This window comes from Arthrobacter sp. B3I4 (genome assembly GCF_030816855.1).
In the GTDB taxonomy this organism is placed as follows: Bacteria; Actinomycetota; Actinomycetes; order Actinomycetales; family Micrococcaceae; genus Arthrobacter.
Window position 1 is genome coordinate 1056767 of the sequence record NZ_JAUSYK010000001.1, and the last position, 14265, is coordinate 1071031.

Genomic DNA, 14265 nt, shown 5'->3' on the forward strand with positions numbered 1-14265 from the left:
TGAGTGGGCTAGGAATCGGTGGAGGCGGCAGCAGCGCCGACGGAAGGAACCGCTGCAGCGAGCGACGCCAGCCGGGAGATGGCGAGTTCGGCGTACAGGGCGGCACCGTCTGCCAGCACGCCGTCGTCGAACGTGGCATAGGGGGAGTGGTTGAACGCGGTTGTCCCGTGGTCGACGCCGGGTGCGACGGCGCTGAGGCCGATGAACGTGCCGGGGACTTCGGCGAGGACGCGGGAGAAATCTTCCGAGCCGCTGAGCGGAGTGGCCCAACGTGCCAGCCGGGTATCCCCGAAGAGGCTTTCAATGACGTCCTCGGCGGTGTGGGTTTCGTCCTGGTCGGTGATGGTGAGCGGGTATTCCTGCTGGTAGTTCACGTCGACCTCGACACCGTGGGCCGCCGCGATGCCTTTAAGCAGGCGCGGCACGGCGTCCATCATCTTGAGCCGGGAATCCTCGGAAAACGTCCGGACTGTCGCCTCGATGCGGGCGGTCTCCGGAATGATGTTGCGTTTGGTTCCGGCCTGCAGGACCCCCACAGACAGAACAACCGGATCGAACATGTTGAACTGGCGGGTGACCATGACCTGGAGCGCGGTCACCATCTCGGCAGCAACCGTGACCGGGTCCTTGGCCGCGTGCGGTGCCGAACCGTGCCCGCCGGCGCCCAGCACGGTCACCGTCAGGCCGTCGGAGGAGCTCATCATGACACCCGGTTTGGTGCAGAAGGTGCCGTGCGGCTCCAGCGCAGAGAACACATGCATCCCATAGGCGGCGTCGACACGCCGGCCCGGGGCGTCCAGTACACCCTCGCGGATCATGTAGCTGGCACCGTCGAAGCCTTCCTCGCCCGGCTGGAACATCAGGACGACGTCGCCGGCCAGCCGGTGCCGCTGTTCGGCCAGCAGCGTCGCGGCTCCGGTGAGCATGGAGGTGTGCAGGTCGTGGCCACAGGCGTGCATGGCGCCGTCCACCCTGGAGGTGAAGTCCACCCCGGTTTTCTCCTGGACGGGCAAAGCGTCCATGTCCGCGCGGAGAAGGACCGACGGGCGGGTCTCCGCGGCACCGGGGGCCTGGCCGCGCAGGACGGCGGTGACCGACGTCGTGTCCGCGCCCAGGGTGATCTCGTAGCCGAGTCCGTCGAGCTCTTTGAGGACTTTCTCCTGCGTTCGCGGCAGCTCGAGGCCGATTTCCGGTTCCTGGTGCAGCTCATGCCGGAACCGGGCGAGGTCGGCCTGCAATTCGCGGGCGTCTGCGGTGATGGACACGTGTTCTCCTCCACGGGTGGGTACTGGATACGGGCGCCCCTTGGTCGGGCCGACCCCTTGGTCTATTCTGAGGTGACGCAAGCCACAGCGGCGGAAACGCCTGAAAGAATGCAAAAGACCCGGCTGTGCCCAAGATTCGTGCAGGAAAGAGTTGAAGCGCTGTGGAACCAAGCGAAGAAGACCTTGCGCTGATTAACGTGCTGCAGATCGCCCCGCGGCTGAGCTGGGCAGACGCCGCCGAGGTCCTGGGAGTCCATGCCACCACTCTTGCGGCCCGCTGGGAACGTTTACGGACCGCGGGGGCCGCCTGGGTTACCGCGCACCTGATCGGAGACCCGCAGCAAATGTGCCTGGCGTTCGTCGCCGTGGACTGCGAGATGAACCGGCGCCAGGAAGTAACCGCCAGGCTCACCGAGATGCCGGAGGTTGTCACGGTGGAGGAGGCCGCCAGCAACCGGGACCTCATGCTCACCGTGATCACGGCCTCGCTGGACGATTTCAGCTTGCGGGTGGTGTCGAAGCTGAAGGAGATCAGCGGGCTGGTCAAATATGAGACGGCGCTGTGCACCCGGCTGCACTCCAGCGGCGGGGCTTGGCGGCTGAACGTGCTGAGCCGGGCCCAGGAAGCCGCCGTGCGGAAAATGGCCGGACCCGAGGCCACCGGAATTGACCAGCCGGCCCTGCAGGACCTGCCGGCAAGCCACTTGGCGCTGCTGCCGTACCTGGCCCGGGACGGCCGGGTGACCGCGGCGGAGATTGCCCGCGGGCTGGGCAGGCATCCGGCCACGGTGCAACGGCAACTCAACCGCGTGCTGGCCAGCGGGATCCTGTCTTTCCGGTGTGAGATCGCGCAGAAGTATTCGGCTTTCCCAGTCACTTGCCAGTGGTTCGTCAACGTTCCGGCCGGACAGCACGAGGCTGCAGCGGCCCAGCTGAAGACGATGCGGAACGTCCGGCTCAGTGCTTCCACCACTGGTCCCACCAACTTCGTCATCATCATGTGGCTGCAGTCCTTGGCAGATGTGATGAATATCGAGTTGGCCCTGCAACAAAAAGTGCCCGGGATCCTCCTGGTGGAAAGCGTCGTCATGCTCAGCACGGTTAAGCGGGTGGGCTGGATGCTCAACCCCGACTCACGGGCGAGCGGCGCCGTCGTTGTCCCGGCCCAGGGCCTGGAAGCCGCCCGCTGAATTCCCGGCGCCAAGAGCGCGGACGTGCGGCTCGGGCTGCAGGTTTCCGCCTGCGGTGTTGTCCCTCTAGGCTTCATCCATGCCTGCTCGTCCGCAGTCCGGCCCGGACCTTGCCCCGGAGGCCGCCGGCATCTTCCACCGCAGTTACCTGCTGGTGACGCTGGGCGCGTGCGCGCTGGTATTCCTGGCCGCCTTCGAATCGCTGGCCGTGACCACCATCATGCCGGTGGTCAGCCGGGAACTGGACGGTGCCGGGCTCTATGCCCTGGCTTTCGCCGGACCCCTCGCCACCGGGGTGATCGGCATGGTGGCGTGCGGGGGATGGTCGGATCGAAGAGGACCAGTGGCGCCGCTCCTGACCGCCGTCGGAGTCTTCGTGCTGGGCCTGCTCATCGCCGGAACTGCGCCGACCATGCCGGCTCTGGTGGCCGGGCGGCTCGTCCAGGGACTGGGCGGGGGAGGGTTGACCGTGGCCCTGTACGTTGTGGTGGCCCGGGTCTACCCGCCGGTGCTGCATCCAAAAATCTTTGCCGCCTTTTCCGCGGCCTGGGTCATACCGTCCCTCGTCGGCCCGTTCGCTGCCGGGCTCGTGGCGCAGGTGGCGGGCTGGCAGTGGGTCTTCCTCGGCGTGGTCGGGCTGGTGCTGCCGGCACTGCTCCTGACCGCCCCCGCGCTGCGCGGGCTGCGGGGAACGGGCGAACGGCCGGCCGACGCCCCCGCGGCTGCCCCCGGACCGGGCGGCGCCGTGAAGCTGGCCCTGGCGGCGCTCGCCGCGGCTGCCGTGCTGGGCCTGAACCTGTCCGCCAAGCTGCCGGGACCGTCCGGCGGGTTCCTCGCTGCGGCCGCCATCGCCGTAGCGCTCGTGGCGGTCCGTCCCCTGATACCCCCCGGAACATTGACCGCCCGGCGCGGGCTGCCAAGCGTCATCCTGACCCGCGGGCTGGCTGCAGCCGCCTTCTTCGGCGCCGAGGTGTATCTGCCCTACCTGCTGGTGGAGCGTTACGCCTTCGCCCCGACGTTCGCCGGCCTCACGCTCACCGGCGGCGCCGTGGCCTGGGCTGCGGCCTCGGCCGTCCAGGGCAAGCTCGGTTCCCGGCTGGATCACCGAAAGGCAATCCGGATCGGTTCAGTCCTGGTGCTCGGCGCCGTCGTCCTCGCCCTGCTGACAACGCTGCTGGGGTGGCCGGCCGCCGTCGCGATCATCGGCTGGATCTTCGCCGGCGGCGGCATGGGGCTGATGTACGCCAGGCTCAGCGTGATGACCCTAGCGCTATCCACCAAAGACACCGAAGGGTTCAACAGCTCCGCGATGTCCATCTCCGATTCACTCGGCGGCGCGCTGGCGCTCGCGGCCACCGGGATCGTCTTCGCCGCGTTCGCCACATGGGCCGGCGCGGCCCCCTTCGCCGGGGTCTTTGCGCTTACTGCCGCGATCGGCGTCGTCGGCGTCCTCGTCGCACCGCGGGTGTCCGGGCCCAGGGAGGGCGGCTAGGAAACGAGAGGGCTCCCGCAGATGATAGACTGGGGGAACTTGATGTGCAGTGATGCCCACTTTGGTCTTGAATGACCGGCCCGGTCCATCAACCGGTTCGCCTGCTGGATTCCTTACGGATTCCGTTCAGGGAGTGGGATTTTTTCATGTGAGAGGCACATCCTGCGTCGATGAACGCGTTCTATTTGGTCCCAGCCGCCCGCAAAGCTTGCGGACAGCCCGGTTGATCACCTGACTTTTCTTCGGCGAACCCCTGGTCCAACCGGCGCCGGGGGCCGATATCCGCACGGATACCGCCTGAAAGACCTTCAAAACACATGACTACTTTTGCTGCCCTCGGCACGCCCAAGGCTCTCGCCGAAACCCTCACCGCCCAGGGGATCACCGAACCGTTCCCCATTCAGGTCAAGACCCTGCCGGACACCCTGGCCGGACGCGATGTCCTGGGCCGCGGCCGCACCGGTTCCGGCAAGACCATCGCCTTCGCCATCCCGCTGGTCGCCCGGCTCGCCGAGCGCGAAGCCAAGCACTTCCGCAAGCCCGGCCGCCCGATGGGTCTGGTCCTCGCACCGACCCGCGAACTGGCCACCCAGATCAACGCCACCATCGAGCCGCTGGCCAAGGCCATGGGCCTGAACACCACCGTGATCTACGGTGGCATCTCCCAGGCCCGCCAGGAAAAGGCCCTGCGCGCCGGCGTCGACATCGTCATCGCCTGCCCGGGCCGCCTGGAGGACCTGATCCGCCAGCGGGTCCTGACCCTTGAGGGCGTTGAGATTACTGTCCTGGATGAGGCCGACCACATGGCGGACCTCGGCTTCCTCCCCGTGGTCAAGAAGCTCATGGACATGACCCCCAGCCAGGGCCAGCGCCTGCTGTTCTCGGCCACCCTGGACAATGGCGTGGACAAGATCGTCCAGCGCTACCTCTCCAATCCGCTGACCCACGCGGTCGACGAGTCACAGGCTGCGGTCACCACCATGGAGCACCACGTTCTCGTGGTCAACGACCAGACCGTCAAGAAGCAGCTGATCGTCGAGCTCGCCTCGGGTGCCGGCCGCCGTGTGCTGTTCATGCGCACCAAGCACCACGCCCGCAAGCTGGCCAAGACGCTGACCGACGCCGGCATCCCCGCCGTCGACCTGCACGGCAACCTTTCGCAGAACGCCCGTGACCGCAACCTCGCCGAGTTCTCCTCGGGCGAGGTCCGCGTCCTGGTCGCCACCGACGTCGCGGCCCGCGGTGTCCACGTCGACGACGTCGAACTGGTCATCCACGTGGACCCGCCCACCGAGCACAAGGCCTACCTGCACCGCTCGGGCCGCACCGCCCGGGCCGGTTCCGACGGCACCGTCGTCACGCTGACCCTCCCGGAGCAGCAGTCCGACGTCAAGAAGCTGATGAAGGCTGCCGGCGTCGACGTCAGCTTCGAGCGCGTCACCGCCAACTCGCCGCTGGTCGCCGAACTCGTGGGCGAAATGGCCGACAAGATCGATCCGCGCACCCGCGCCGCGCTGCTGGCAGCCAAGTCCAACCAGGGCGGAGGCACCTCCACCGGGGCCAACGCTGAGCGCAAGCGGGCCCGCCACCAGGCTGCCCCCACCGCGGGTGGCCGGGGCGGACGCGGCGGACGCGGCCGGGTTTCCGCCGAAGCTCCCCGCACGGATCTTCCCCGCGCTGAGCGCCGCGCCGTGGCCTACGAAGGCCAGGCCGCTGCCCGCAACGCCGCGGACCGCGTCATCGAGCAGAACCAGGACCGGGCCGACGCCCAGCGCGCCGAACGCCGCAACGCCCGTGGCCGCGGCCGTGCCACTGCCTACGCTCACCACAACGACGTACCCGCCGCCGGGGGCCGTCCCGCTGCCGGACGCGGTTCCGACGGCCGGGCAGCCGACGGCCGCACCGATTCCCGCACCGGCGCTCCGCGCACCGGTTCTGCGCCCCGCTCCGGCTCTGCGCCCCGCTCCGGCTCTGCGCCGCGCGGCGGCTCGGCAGCTGGCGGCCAGCGCGGCGGACGCCCGGCAACGGGCCAGCGTGCAGCCGCAGGCGCCAAGTCCGGCGGGTCCGCCCCGGTGTGGTCCTCCAACACCGGCGGAACCTCGGGCGGCTCCTACGCCGGCGGCGGCAACGGCCGCTCCGGCGAAGGCCGTCCGGCACGCAGCGGCGGCCCCCGCCGCGCGTCCGCCCCGGCGTCCAACGAACGCCGCAGCCGCTAAGGCTCCGGTCTTGCGCTAGGCAAAATAGCTGGCGCTACGGAAACGGACGGCCGCTACGGGGATCCCCGTAGCGGCCGTCCGGATCCGTAGCGGATTCTGCACAGCCTTACCAGCCGCGGGCGCGCCACTCTTCCAGGTGCGGGCGTTCCGCGCCGAGGGTGGTCGGCTTGCCGTGGCCCGGGTGCACCACAGTGTCATCCGGATAGACGTCGAACAGCCGCTCAGTCACGTCGGAGAGCAGCTGGGCGAACCGCTCCGGATCCTGCTGCGTGTTGCCCACGCCCCCCGGAAACAGCGAGTCGCCGGAGAAGATGTGCGCCGGTCCCTCCGGGTCCTGGTACACCAGGGCAACCGAGCCGGGGGTATGCCCGCGCAGGTGCACCGCCGTCACGTCGAACCCGTCGAAGTTGCCGACGTCGCCGTGATCCAGCAGTACATCGACTTTCACCGGCAGCTCCGCGGCATCGTCCGTCCCGGCCGCCGTCTTCGCGCCGGTCGCCTCCACCAGACCCGGCAGCGCCCGGACATGGTCCCAGTGCTGGTGGGTGGTGGCGATCAGCGCCAGCTTCGGCACGGCATTCGTGTCCGCGGCGGCGTCCGCCAGCAGCCCCTGGATGGCGGCCAGGTCATCGGCCGCATCGATCAGGAGTTGCGCGCCGGAGGCCTTGGCGGTGAGCAGGTACACGTTGTTGTCCATCTCGCTGACCGAAATCCTGCGGATGGTGATGTCCCGGAGCGAGTGCATAAGTGAGTCCATGGGCATCAGTCTAGGAGGACTGTTCGCGGCCTTGCGAGACCCAGTTCGGGTCAGCGGCGCGGGAACCGACGACGGCGTCCGCGGCGGCGTCGAGCCGTTCCAGTTGCGCCGCGGTCAGGTCCAGGGCGAGGGCGCCGAGGTTCTCGTCGATCCGAGCCGCCTTGCGCGTGCCGGGGATCGGCACCACGGGCAGCCCCAGCTTGCGGCCCTGCGCGAGCAGCCACGCCAGCGCCACCTGGGCCGGCGTCGCGGCATGTCCGGGGCTGCTGAGCTCAGCGGCAACCGACTGGATCGCGGCGACGACCGCCTGGTTGGCGTCCTGTGCGGTGGCGGCAAAACGCGGGATGTTGCGGCGGAAGTCGTCACTGCCCAGCTTTGACGCGTCGACCGTGCCGGTGAGGAATCCCCGGCCGAGCGGCGAGTACGGCACGAAGCCCACACCAAGTTCGACCGCGGCCGGGACCACGTGGCGCTCCACGTCCCGGCTCCAGATGGACCACTCGCTCTGCACTGCGGCGATCGGGTGGACCTTGCTAGCCTCGCGCAGTTCCTCGGCCGTCACCTCGGACAGGCCCAGGTGCCGCACCTTGCCGGCCTGCACCAGCCCCGCCATGGCCTCCACGGTTTCCCCAATCGGAACGCGGAGGTCACGGCGGTGCATGTGGTACAGGTCGATGGTGTCGGCGCCCAGGCGCTGCAGGCTGCGGTCCACTGCCTGCTTCACGTAGGCGGCGTCACCGCGGATGTCCGAATAGCCCTTGGACGGTGTTCCCACCAGGGCGAACTTGGTGGCCAACTGCACCTCACCGCGGCGCTCCTTGAGCAGCTGCGCGATCAGTTCCTCGTTGCTGCCATCGCCGTAAATGTCCGCCGTGTCGATGAAGGTCATGCCGGCGTCGACGGCGTGGTGCAGGGTGGCCAGCGCCTCGGCGGGGTCGACCTCGCCATACACCGGGGTCAGGGCCATGCCGCCGAACCCGAGGGGGCTGACGCTGAGGCCGTCGCCGAGGTGGACTGAAGCTGCCGTCATGGGTGGGTCTCCTGTCGTTGCTGCACGGGTTTACCAGCCAAGAACCCCGGCGGGCGCTCCGGTATTCCGGCGCGTCGGGCAGCCGTCCCGCGCTCCTGCCCAGTTACCGGCCGGTTTCTGCCCGGTTAGGGCCGAAACCACGGCGTGTCGGCCCGCATCCGGCCCGCAGGTTCTAACTAACCGGGCGGGAGCGTCGCACCGGCTGCCGGATCGCCGGACGGAAGCAGCTTCAACCCGGCCGCGCAGCCCACGATCCCGGCGATGAAGAGTAGCTTCAGGGGACTCGCAGGCTCGACGCCGGTCGCCATCGCCCAGCCGACCGTCAGGGCCGCTCCGATTCCCACCCAGACGGCGTAAGCGGTGCCGAGCGGGATGCTTCGCACCGCCAGGCCGAGTCCCACCATGCTCAGGGTCGCAGACACGCCGAAGACCAGAGTCGGCAGTGGCCGGGAAAAGCCATCGGACAGGCCCAGGGCCGTGGCCCAGACCGCCTCCAACACCGCGGAGGCTAGCAGGATGAGCCACGCCAAGGCAGTTGAGTTAGTGGCGGGTTTCGGCGCCTGGCCGGCGACTTCCGGTGTCTGGCTCGGTGCCATTACGCCACCAGCTTCAGGCCGGCCACGCAGGCCACGATCCCGCCCAGCAGCAGGATCCGCCCGGCGGTCGCCGGCTCCACCTTGGTGGCCATGGCATAGGCGGAGGTCAGCACGACGCCGACACCCACCCAGACGGCGTACGCGGTGCCGGTCGGGATGGACTGCATGGCGATGGCGAGGCCGCCCGTGCTGGCCAGGACGGAGACAAGGAAGATGGCGGCCGGCGCAATCCGGCGGCGGCCCGGCGCCTGTGAGGTCCGGTGCAGCGCTGCAGCCCACACGGCTTCCAGCGATCCGGACAAAATGAGAATCAACCACGACATGACACAGATCCTTTGGCCAGTCTTGTCGCGTGCCGGGTACTGAACCGTCGTCCGGAGACCGCGAGCAGCGGTCTTGCTTTCAGCGTAGCAACGCCCTCGCGGAGAGACGAACCCGGGGAACCGCCGTCGAGCGGTACCGACCAGCCCCGCCCCACCCAGAGCCCATCGAGGGCCCCGGAACGGCCGTTTTGAGGGCTGGCAACGGCACTTGTGGAGCCGTCGATCGGGGTACCGGGGTTTAGTCCTTGACGGGGTCGATCGACACGACGGCCAGGAAACCGCGGCCCAGGATTTCCGGTGTTTCAGTGTCGGAGCCGACGACGGCGTCGTATCGGTTGAGCGGCTCTGCGCCGCCGGCACTGCTGCCCGCGCCGCCGCCACTGCTGGCGGCCGCGCTGACGGTGGCCTGGCCCTGCAGCAGGATCCCGAACTGGCCGCCGAAGACCGGATGGGGACGTTTCTTGGAGAGCTCGATGATGGACGTGTAGCCCTTGAAGACACCGGCCCGGGTCAGGACGTTCAGATCCCGGATGTCACCAGTCGGCAGGGCCCCGGCTGCCTCGGCGTCGCCGGTAAACCGGAACGGCCGGTATCTCTCCAGCGGATGCTCGGCGCCGTCGACGGTAAGAAGCAGCAGTTCGCCCTCAACCACGGTGAGCACACGCTCCATCCCCGGAAAGCTGGAAAACGCGCCGGCCTTGGTGACGTCGGCAATGCTGACGCGCCAGTCCCAGCTTTCATCCGCCGCACGCTGGGCGGGCGCCGGGAACCGGGCCAGTTCGCGGGTCGCGCCGCCGCCGTTGCGCCACGGACGGGGTTTGAGCTCGGCATAGCGGATGATCTCCATCGCCCCAGCTTAACCGCGTAATTTCGGTGCGGGCGCGGCGGTCTTGCTAACGTCAAGGAACAACAAGCTTTATAGGGAGCCGGAATGTTCGTCAAAGTGTGCGGCCTCAGTACGCCCGAAGCAGTGCAGGCCGCCGTCGACGCCGGCGCGGACGCCGTTGGCCTGGTGCTGACGCGCAGTGCCCGCCAGGTGTCACCAGAACATGCCCGGGAACTCCTGGCCGGGGTACCGGCGGGGCTGCCCGCGGTGGGCGTTTTCCGGGATGAGCCCACCGCCGACGCCGTCGCGGCCGCCCAGGAGGCCGGGCTGGAATGGGTGCAGCTGCACGGCGACCGGACCCCCGCGGACGTCCGGACGGTGCACAGTGCAGGGCTCAAACTTATCCGGGCCATCAGCATGGCGTCGGCGCCGGAGTCCTTTGCCGACTGGGGAGAGGACCAGCTGCTCATCGATGCGGCGGTGCCCGGATCCGGTGAGGCCTGGGACTACGCCTCGGTCCGCGATCTCGGACTTGAGGGCCGGAAGTGGTTGCTCGCCGGCGGCCTGGACCCCGACACCGTGGCCCAGGCCGCGGGGGCGGCCGGAGCCTGGGGTGTTGATGTTTCGTCCGGCGTCGAGCAGTCCCGGGGCGTCAAGGACCTCACGAAAATCTCCGCGTTCGTCAAGGCGGCCAAGGGCACCTAGCATGCAGCCGTGGCGGCTTGCGCCACCGCGGCCACTGCAACAACCAAAAGCGGCCAGGCAGCTAGCGCGTGATCTCGAAGGAGTCGGTGAAGCTTCCCTCCGCCGGAACCAGCTCTGCGGCCAGCGAGTCCCGGGTGACCGTGACTTTCAGGGTCCCGTAGGTCGCCTTCCGGTTCTTGCCGGACCATGCCGCGAAGTAGCCGACTTCCGGGTCGTCCTCGCGGACCTCGTGTAGGCCCACGCCGCCGATCCCGACCCCCGCAAAGACGGTGCCGCGGCCCTGGACCATGGTGTCATCGGTCTCGGCCAGGCACTGGCGGGAGAAGGACTCCGGAACCACATCCGCGCAGTCACGGCTCAGTCCCAGCTGGTGGGTCCGCTGGTAAATGTGCTGGTGGCCGCTGAGGACCAGGTCCGCCTTCTTCTCGATCAACATGTTGGTGAATGCCTCACCAGGCTGGCACTCGTAGGCTCCCAGGTTGAAGCAGGGGGTGTGCATGCCGACCACGGTCCAGGGGATCTTTCGCGACTTTGCCTCGTCGAGGGCGTCGGCTGTCCAGCGCCACCTCGCGCTGTCCTTTGAGTAATCCAGCGGCTGGCCGTCACGGAACTTGATGCCGGGGGAGACCATGATGATCCGCACCAGAGGGTTTTTCTGCGGGACGTCGACGTACCACTGCGTACCGTACTCACCTTCAAGTCCGGGCAGCCGGTTGGGCAGGCACTTGACGAAGTTGGCAATGTCCCCGTCGTGGCCGTCACTCTCGTGGTTGCCGGCCACCAGCTGGTACGGAAATTCGGAGCCGAGCTTTTCGGTAACCATGTCGCAAAACTGTTGTTCGATCCCGGGTTCGTAGGTGAAGTCGCCGAGGGCAAGGTTGAGTTGCGGCTTGATCTTCGCGATTGAGCTGAGCACCTTGCGGGCGCTGGAGCCGATGCCGATATCCCCCTGCGCGGTGAAAAGCACCGGGGGCTCCTCCGGAGCCGAGGATTTGGACGGCGAACGGCTGGAACCCGAGGGCGCCGGCGTTTGACCCGAATCGGACGACGGCGGCGGCTTGGGGGTCTCGGGGGTGCAGCCACTCACCAGCAGTGCCATCAGCGCACCGATGATCACGGCCCTTCTGCCCCTGGAGGCGGATGACTCGGCCACTCTTCCTCGTTTCGCACGTAATTTCGCACCTAGGCCGGACGACCTGAGCACGCATCGGCGCATGGGCCTAGGGTAAGCCAGCGGCGTCTGCTCAGGCCAGAGACTGCCGGGCAGCCGCGGACACCTATCGTCGCTTGGGATTCCTCGCTAGCATGCGGAAGAGGGCTCCAGGCCCCGGCGGCCCGGCCCTCAATCTACGCAAAGGAGAAATGACGATGACCCTGCCCCAAGGATTAACGCCCGGCACCTGGACACTGGATATGTCCCACAGCGAGGTCGGCTTCAGTGTCCGCCACGCCGGAATCAGCAAAGTCCGGGGGCGGTTCACGGAAGCGACGGCGGAGGCGCGGGTGGGAGATTCGCTCGCCGATGCCACGCTGCACGCCACGGTGAAGACGGCAAGCTTTGACTCCGGCGATGCCAACCGCGACGGCCACGTGCGCGGGCCCGACTTCTTCGACGTCGAGAACTACCCGGAAATGACGTTCCGTGCAACGTCCATCCGGGGCGACGGTGAGGACTACGTGCTGACCGGCGACCTCACCATCCGCGACGTCACGAAGCCGGTGGATCTGGAAGTCGAGTTCACCGGCGTCGCTGTGGATCCGTTCGGTGCGACCCGGGCCGGTTTCAGCGCTGAGACGGACATCAGCCGCAAGGAGTTCGGGCTGACGTGGAATGCTGCGCTGGAGGCGGGCGGACTCTTGGTCAGTGACAAAGTCAAGATCAGCGTCGAAGCGGCCATGGTGAAACAAGCCTGACACTTTGCCTGCGCGGCAGGCCTGCCGCGCAGGCAAAGCACCGCAGTCTTTGTTTCAGGGGCGATTCAGGGCCAACCCCTAGTCCGGATGTCGGACCAGCGGGGGACAATGGAGCCATGAAGACACTGCTCAACATCATCTGGCTGGTTTTCGGCGGCCTCTGGCTGGCCCTGGGGTACTTTCTCGCCGGCATCATCTGCTGCGTCCTGATCGTCACCATTCCGTGGGGGCTGGCGTCATTCAGAATCGCCTCCTACGCGCTGTGGCCCTTCGGCCGGACCGTGGTCGACCGGCCCGGCGGAACCGGGGTGTTCTCACTGCTGGGCAACGTCATCTGGCTTCTCGTGGCAGGCATCTGGATCGCCGTCGGCCACGTGCTGACGGCGGTCGCGATGGCGGCAACCATCGTCGGGATCCCGCTGGCCATCGCCAATCTCAAACTCATCCCGGTGTCGCTGATGCCGTTGGGAAAGCAGATCGTGCCCAGCGACCGGCCGTTTGCAGGGACGTACCGCTAGTACAAGCCGGGCGTGGACCGGCCAGGCCGAGGGAGGCAGCAATGCAGGAGTCCGTGGTGCCGGAGGCAGAAAACAGCGACGAGGGGCTCATGCTCCTCATCACCCGCGAGTTCCAGGTTCCGATCGCGGCCGTTTGGTCCGCCCTGACCGACCCGGACCAGGCTCCGGCGTGGTGGGGACCGCGCGGTTTCCACACGCCGCGGGAAAGTATCGACGCCGACCTGGAGGTGGGCGGCTTCTACCGGGCCTGCATGGTCCAGGACGCCACCGGGCAGGAACTCTGGTGGAGCGGCATCCACACTGACATCGAACCGCCGAACCTGTTCATCTTCACCCACGCGTGGGACAAGCCGGACGGCACCCGCGGGGTCGAAACGGAGGTCGCTTTCCGGCTGGAGGAGATCGACGGCGGCACCCGGATGACGTTTACGCAGGGTCCCTTCGAATCCGTAGCGGACCGGGACAGCAATGGCACCGGCTGGCGTGAGTCCTTCGACCGCCTCGCTGAACACCTCCGCCGGCAGGCGTAAGAGACAAGCGGGAACGGGTTCAGCCGAGTTCGGCGTGCAGGTTCCGCCGGGCGGCGTCCTGCCAGAGTGCGCGGCCGCGCAGGGTGTGGAACAGCGGGTCCAGTTCCAGCAGTTGGCGCACGACGGCGGCGCGCCCTGCGGCGAAATCGGCGTCGCCGATGTGCGCAAAGTCTATCCGGACGGCCGCGAGGTAGCGGGCGTAGGCTGTCGGATCGCCACCCAGGACCGAGAGATCTGCGTCGCTGAGGAGGGCGGCGGCTTCATCGCCGGCATCCGGCCGGTGGTCCGCCGTCATCCGCACCAGCCGGGCCACCTCGTAAACCTCCTCGGCGGGAAGCCCGGCGTGCGCCAGCCGGTCCTCCGCCAGCCGGGCCGACTCCTCCTCGTCCTCACCGGCGACGCCACGGTAAACGGCGTCGTGGAACCAGGCGCCTAGCAGCACCGACCGGGGCGGGGCTGCGGGCGCGGTGAGCAGGTCAAGGGCTTCCAGCACGGCGAGCAGGTGGGTTCGGCCGTGGTAGTTCCGATGCTCCTCACCCCAGCGGTCCAACAGATCCAGGAAGAGCGCATCGTGGCCCGGCAGGACCTCATTCCACCGGGTCAGCAACGGCAGTTTCAGTGAACCACTGCGCCGCCGTGCCGGAATCCGCAACCCGCTGGCAATGAGCTTCCGGACCAGGACACGGCCCTCGACGGGCACGGCGCCGGCGGCCACCAGAGCAGCGTAACGGGACTCGGCGACGTCGTAGTGGTCCCCGTCGAAGGCCCGCTCCGGGATGCCCTCGGCCCGCGCGAAGGAGTGCAGCTCCTCGAGCGAGGTGTCCGAGACGAGATGGGAAAAGTGCGTTCCGTGTGCGGGCCACAGGGGCGGATCAAGGTAGATGGCCATACCGGCAGTCTACG

At 68.2% G+C, this 14265-nt stretch carries 15 protein-coding genes and 1 riboswitch; of the genes, 7 read left to right on the plus strand and 8 right to left on the minus strand.

Features of this window, described 5'->3' with window-relative positions; genetic code table 11:
* Window positions 1-8: 8 nt before the first annotated feature.
* Entirely contained in the window at window positions 9-1265 is a 1257-nt protein-coding gene (locus QFZ61_RS04945) for a M20 family metallopeptidase (protein ID WP_307033844.1), read from the minus strand.
* A gap of 161 nt (window positions 1266-1426) precedes the next feature.
* On the opposite strand from QFZ61_RS04945, the gene QFZ61_RS04950 reads away from it, so the two are divergent.
* The 3 genes from QFZ61_RS04950 to QFZ61_RS04960 all read left to right on the plus strand — a co-directional run bounded on the left by QFZ61_RS04950 (window position 1427) and on the right by QFZ61_RS04960 (window position 6163).
* On the plus strand, window positions 1427-2455 hold the full coding sequence (locus tag QFZ61_RS04950; protein WP_307033846.1) for an Lrp/AsnC family transcriptional regulator: 1029 nt from the start codon (window positions 1427-1429) through the stop codon (window positions 2453-2455).
* Window positions 2456-2534: 79 nt separating this feature from the next.
* Entirely contained in the window at window positions 2535-3947 is a 1413-nt protein-coding gene (locus QFZ61_RS04955; RefSeq protein ID WP_307033848.1) for an MFS transporter, read from the plus strand.
* Window positions 3948-4264: 317 nt separating this feature from the next.
* Complete coding sequence (locus QFZ61_RS04960) at window positions 4265-6163, plus strand: DEAD/DEAH box helicase (RefSeq protein WP_307033850.1); 1899 nt, start codon at window positions 4265-4267, stop codon at window positions 6161-6163.
* A gap of 106 nt (window positions 6164-6269) precedes the next feature.
* Here the strand turns inward: QFZ61_RS04960 and QFZ61_RS04965 are convergent, their stop codons facing one another.
* From QFZ61_RS04965 to QFZ61_RS04985, 5 genes are all read right to left on the minus strand, one after another.
* Window positions 6270-6920, minus strand: coding sequence for an MBL fold metallo-hydrolase (locus QFZ61_RS04965; protein WP_307033852.1), 651 nt, complete (start codon window positions 6918-6920; stop codon window positions 6270-6272).
* Between the two features lie 10 nt (window positions 6921-6930).
* The gene (locus QFZ61_RS04970; protein ID WP_307033854.1) at window positions 6931-7950 is read right to left on the minus strand and encodes an aldo/keto reductase; all 1020 of its coding nucleotides are present in this window, start codon (window positions 7948-7950) and stop codon (window positions 6931-6933) included.
* Between the two features lie 176 nt (window positions 7951-8126).
* Window positions 8127-8546 carry a multidrug efflux SMR transporter gene (locus tag QFZ61_RS04975; RefSeq protein ID WP_373427130.1) on the minus strand — a complete coding sequence of 140 codons (420 nt, stop codon included), beginning with the start codon at window positions 8544-8546 and terminating at the stop codon, window positions 8127-8129.
* Window positions 8546-8869 carry a multidrug efflux SMR transporter gene (locus QFZ61_RS04980; RefSeq protein ID WP_307033856.1) on the minus strand — a complete coding sequence of 108 codons (324 nt, stop codon included), beginning with the start codon at window positions 8867-8869 and terminating at the stop codon, window positions 8546-8548. Before QFZ61_RS04980 ends, QFZ61_RS04975 begins: the two co-directional genes overlap by 1 nt.
* 11 nt (window positions 8870-8880) lie before the next feature.
* Window positions 8881-8946, minus strand: a riboswitch (guanidine-III (ykkC-III) riboswitch).
* Between the two features lie 161 nt (window positions 8947-9107).
* On the minus strand, window positions 9108-9716 hold the full coding sequence (locus QFZ61_RS04985; RefSeq protein WP_307033858.1) for a HutD family protein: 609 nt from the start codon (window positions 9714-9716) through the stop codon (window positions 9108-9110).
* A gap of 84 nt (window positions 9717-9800) precedes the next feature.
* Between QFZ61_RS04985 and QFZ61_RS04990 the strand changes: the two genes are divergently transcribed.
* A complete protein-coding gene (locus tag QFZ61_RS04990) occupies window positions 9801-10400 on the plus strand; it encodes a phosphoribosylanthranilate isomerase (RefSeq protein WP_307033860.1) in 600 nt (199 codons plus the stop codon).
* Window positions 10401-10461: 61 nt separating this feature from the next.
* Here QFZ61_RS04990 and QFZ61_RS04995 read toward each other — a convergent pair whose 3' ends face one another.
* Window positions 10462-11553 carry a metallophosphoesterase gene (locus QFZ61_RS04995; RefSeq protein WP_307033862.1) on the minus strand — a complete coding sequence of 364 codons (1092 nt, stop codon included), beginning with the start codon at window positions 11551-11553 and terminating at the stop codon, window positions 10462-10464.
* A gap of 215 nt (window positions 11554-11768) precedes the next feature.
* Between QFZ61_RS04995 and QFZ61_RS05000 the strand changes: the two genes are divergently transcribed.
* From QFZ61_RS05000 to QFZ61_RS05010, 3 genes are all read left to right on the plus strand, one after another.
* A complete protein-coding gene (locus QFZ61_RS05000) occupies window positions 11769-12314 on the plus strand; it encodes a YceI family protein (protein ID WP_307033864.1) in 546 nt (181 codons plus the stop codon).
* Window positions 12315-12430: 116 nt separating this feature from the next.
* Window positions 12431-12832, plus strand: a complete 402-nt coding sequence (locus QFZ61_RS05005) for a YccF domain-containing protein (protein WP_307033866.1) — start codon at window positions 12431-12433, stop codon at window positions 12830-12832.
* Window positions 12833-12873: 41 nt separating this feature from the next.
* Window positions 12874-13362 carry an SRPBCC domain-containing protein gene (locus QFZ61_RS05010; RefSeq protein ID WP_307033868.1) on the plus strand — a complete coding sequence of 163 codons (489 nt, stop codon included), beginning with the start codon at window positions 12874-12876 and terminating at the stop codon, window positions 13360-13362.
* Between the two features lie 19 nt (window positions 13363-13381).
* Here QFZ61_RS05010 and QFZ61_RS05015 read toward each other — a convergent pair whose 3' ends face one another.
* Window positions 13382-14251 carry a DUF4031 domain-containing protein gene (locus tag QFZ61_RS05015; protein ID WP_307033870.1) on the minus strand — a complete coding sequence of 290 codons (870 nt, stop codon included), beginning with the start codon at window positions 14249-14251 and terminating at the stop codon, window positions 13382-13384.
* Window positions 14252-14265: the final 14 nt, after the last annotated feature.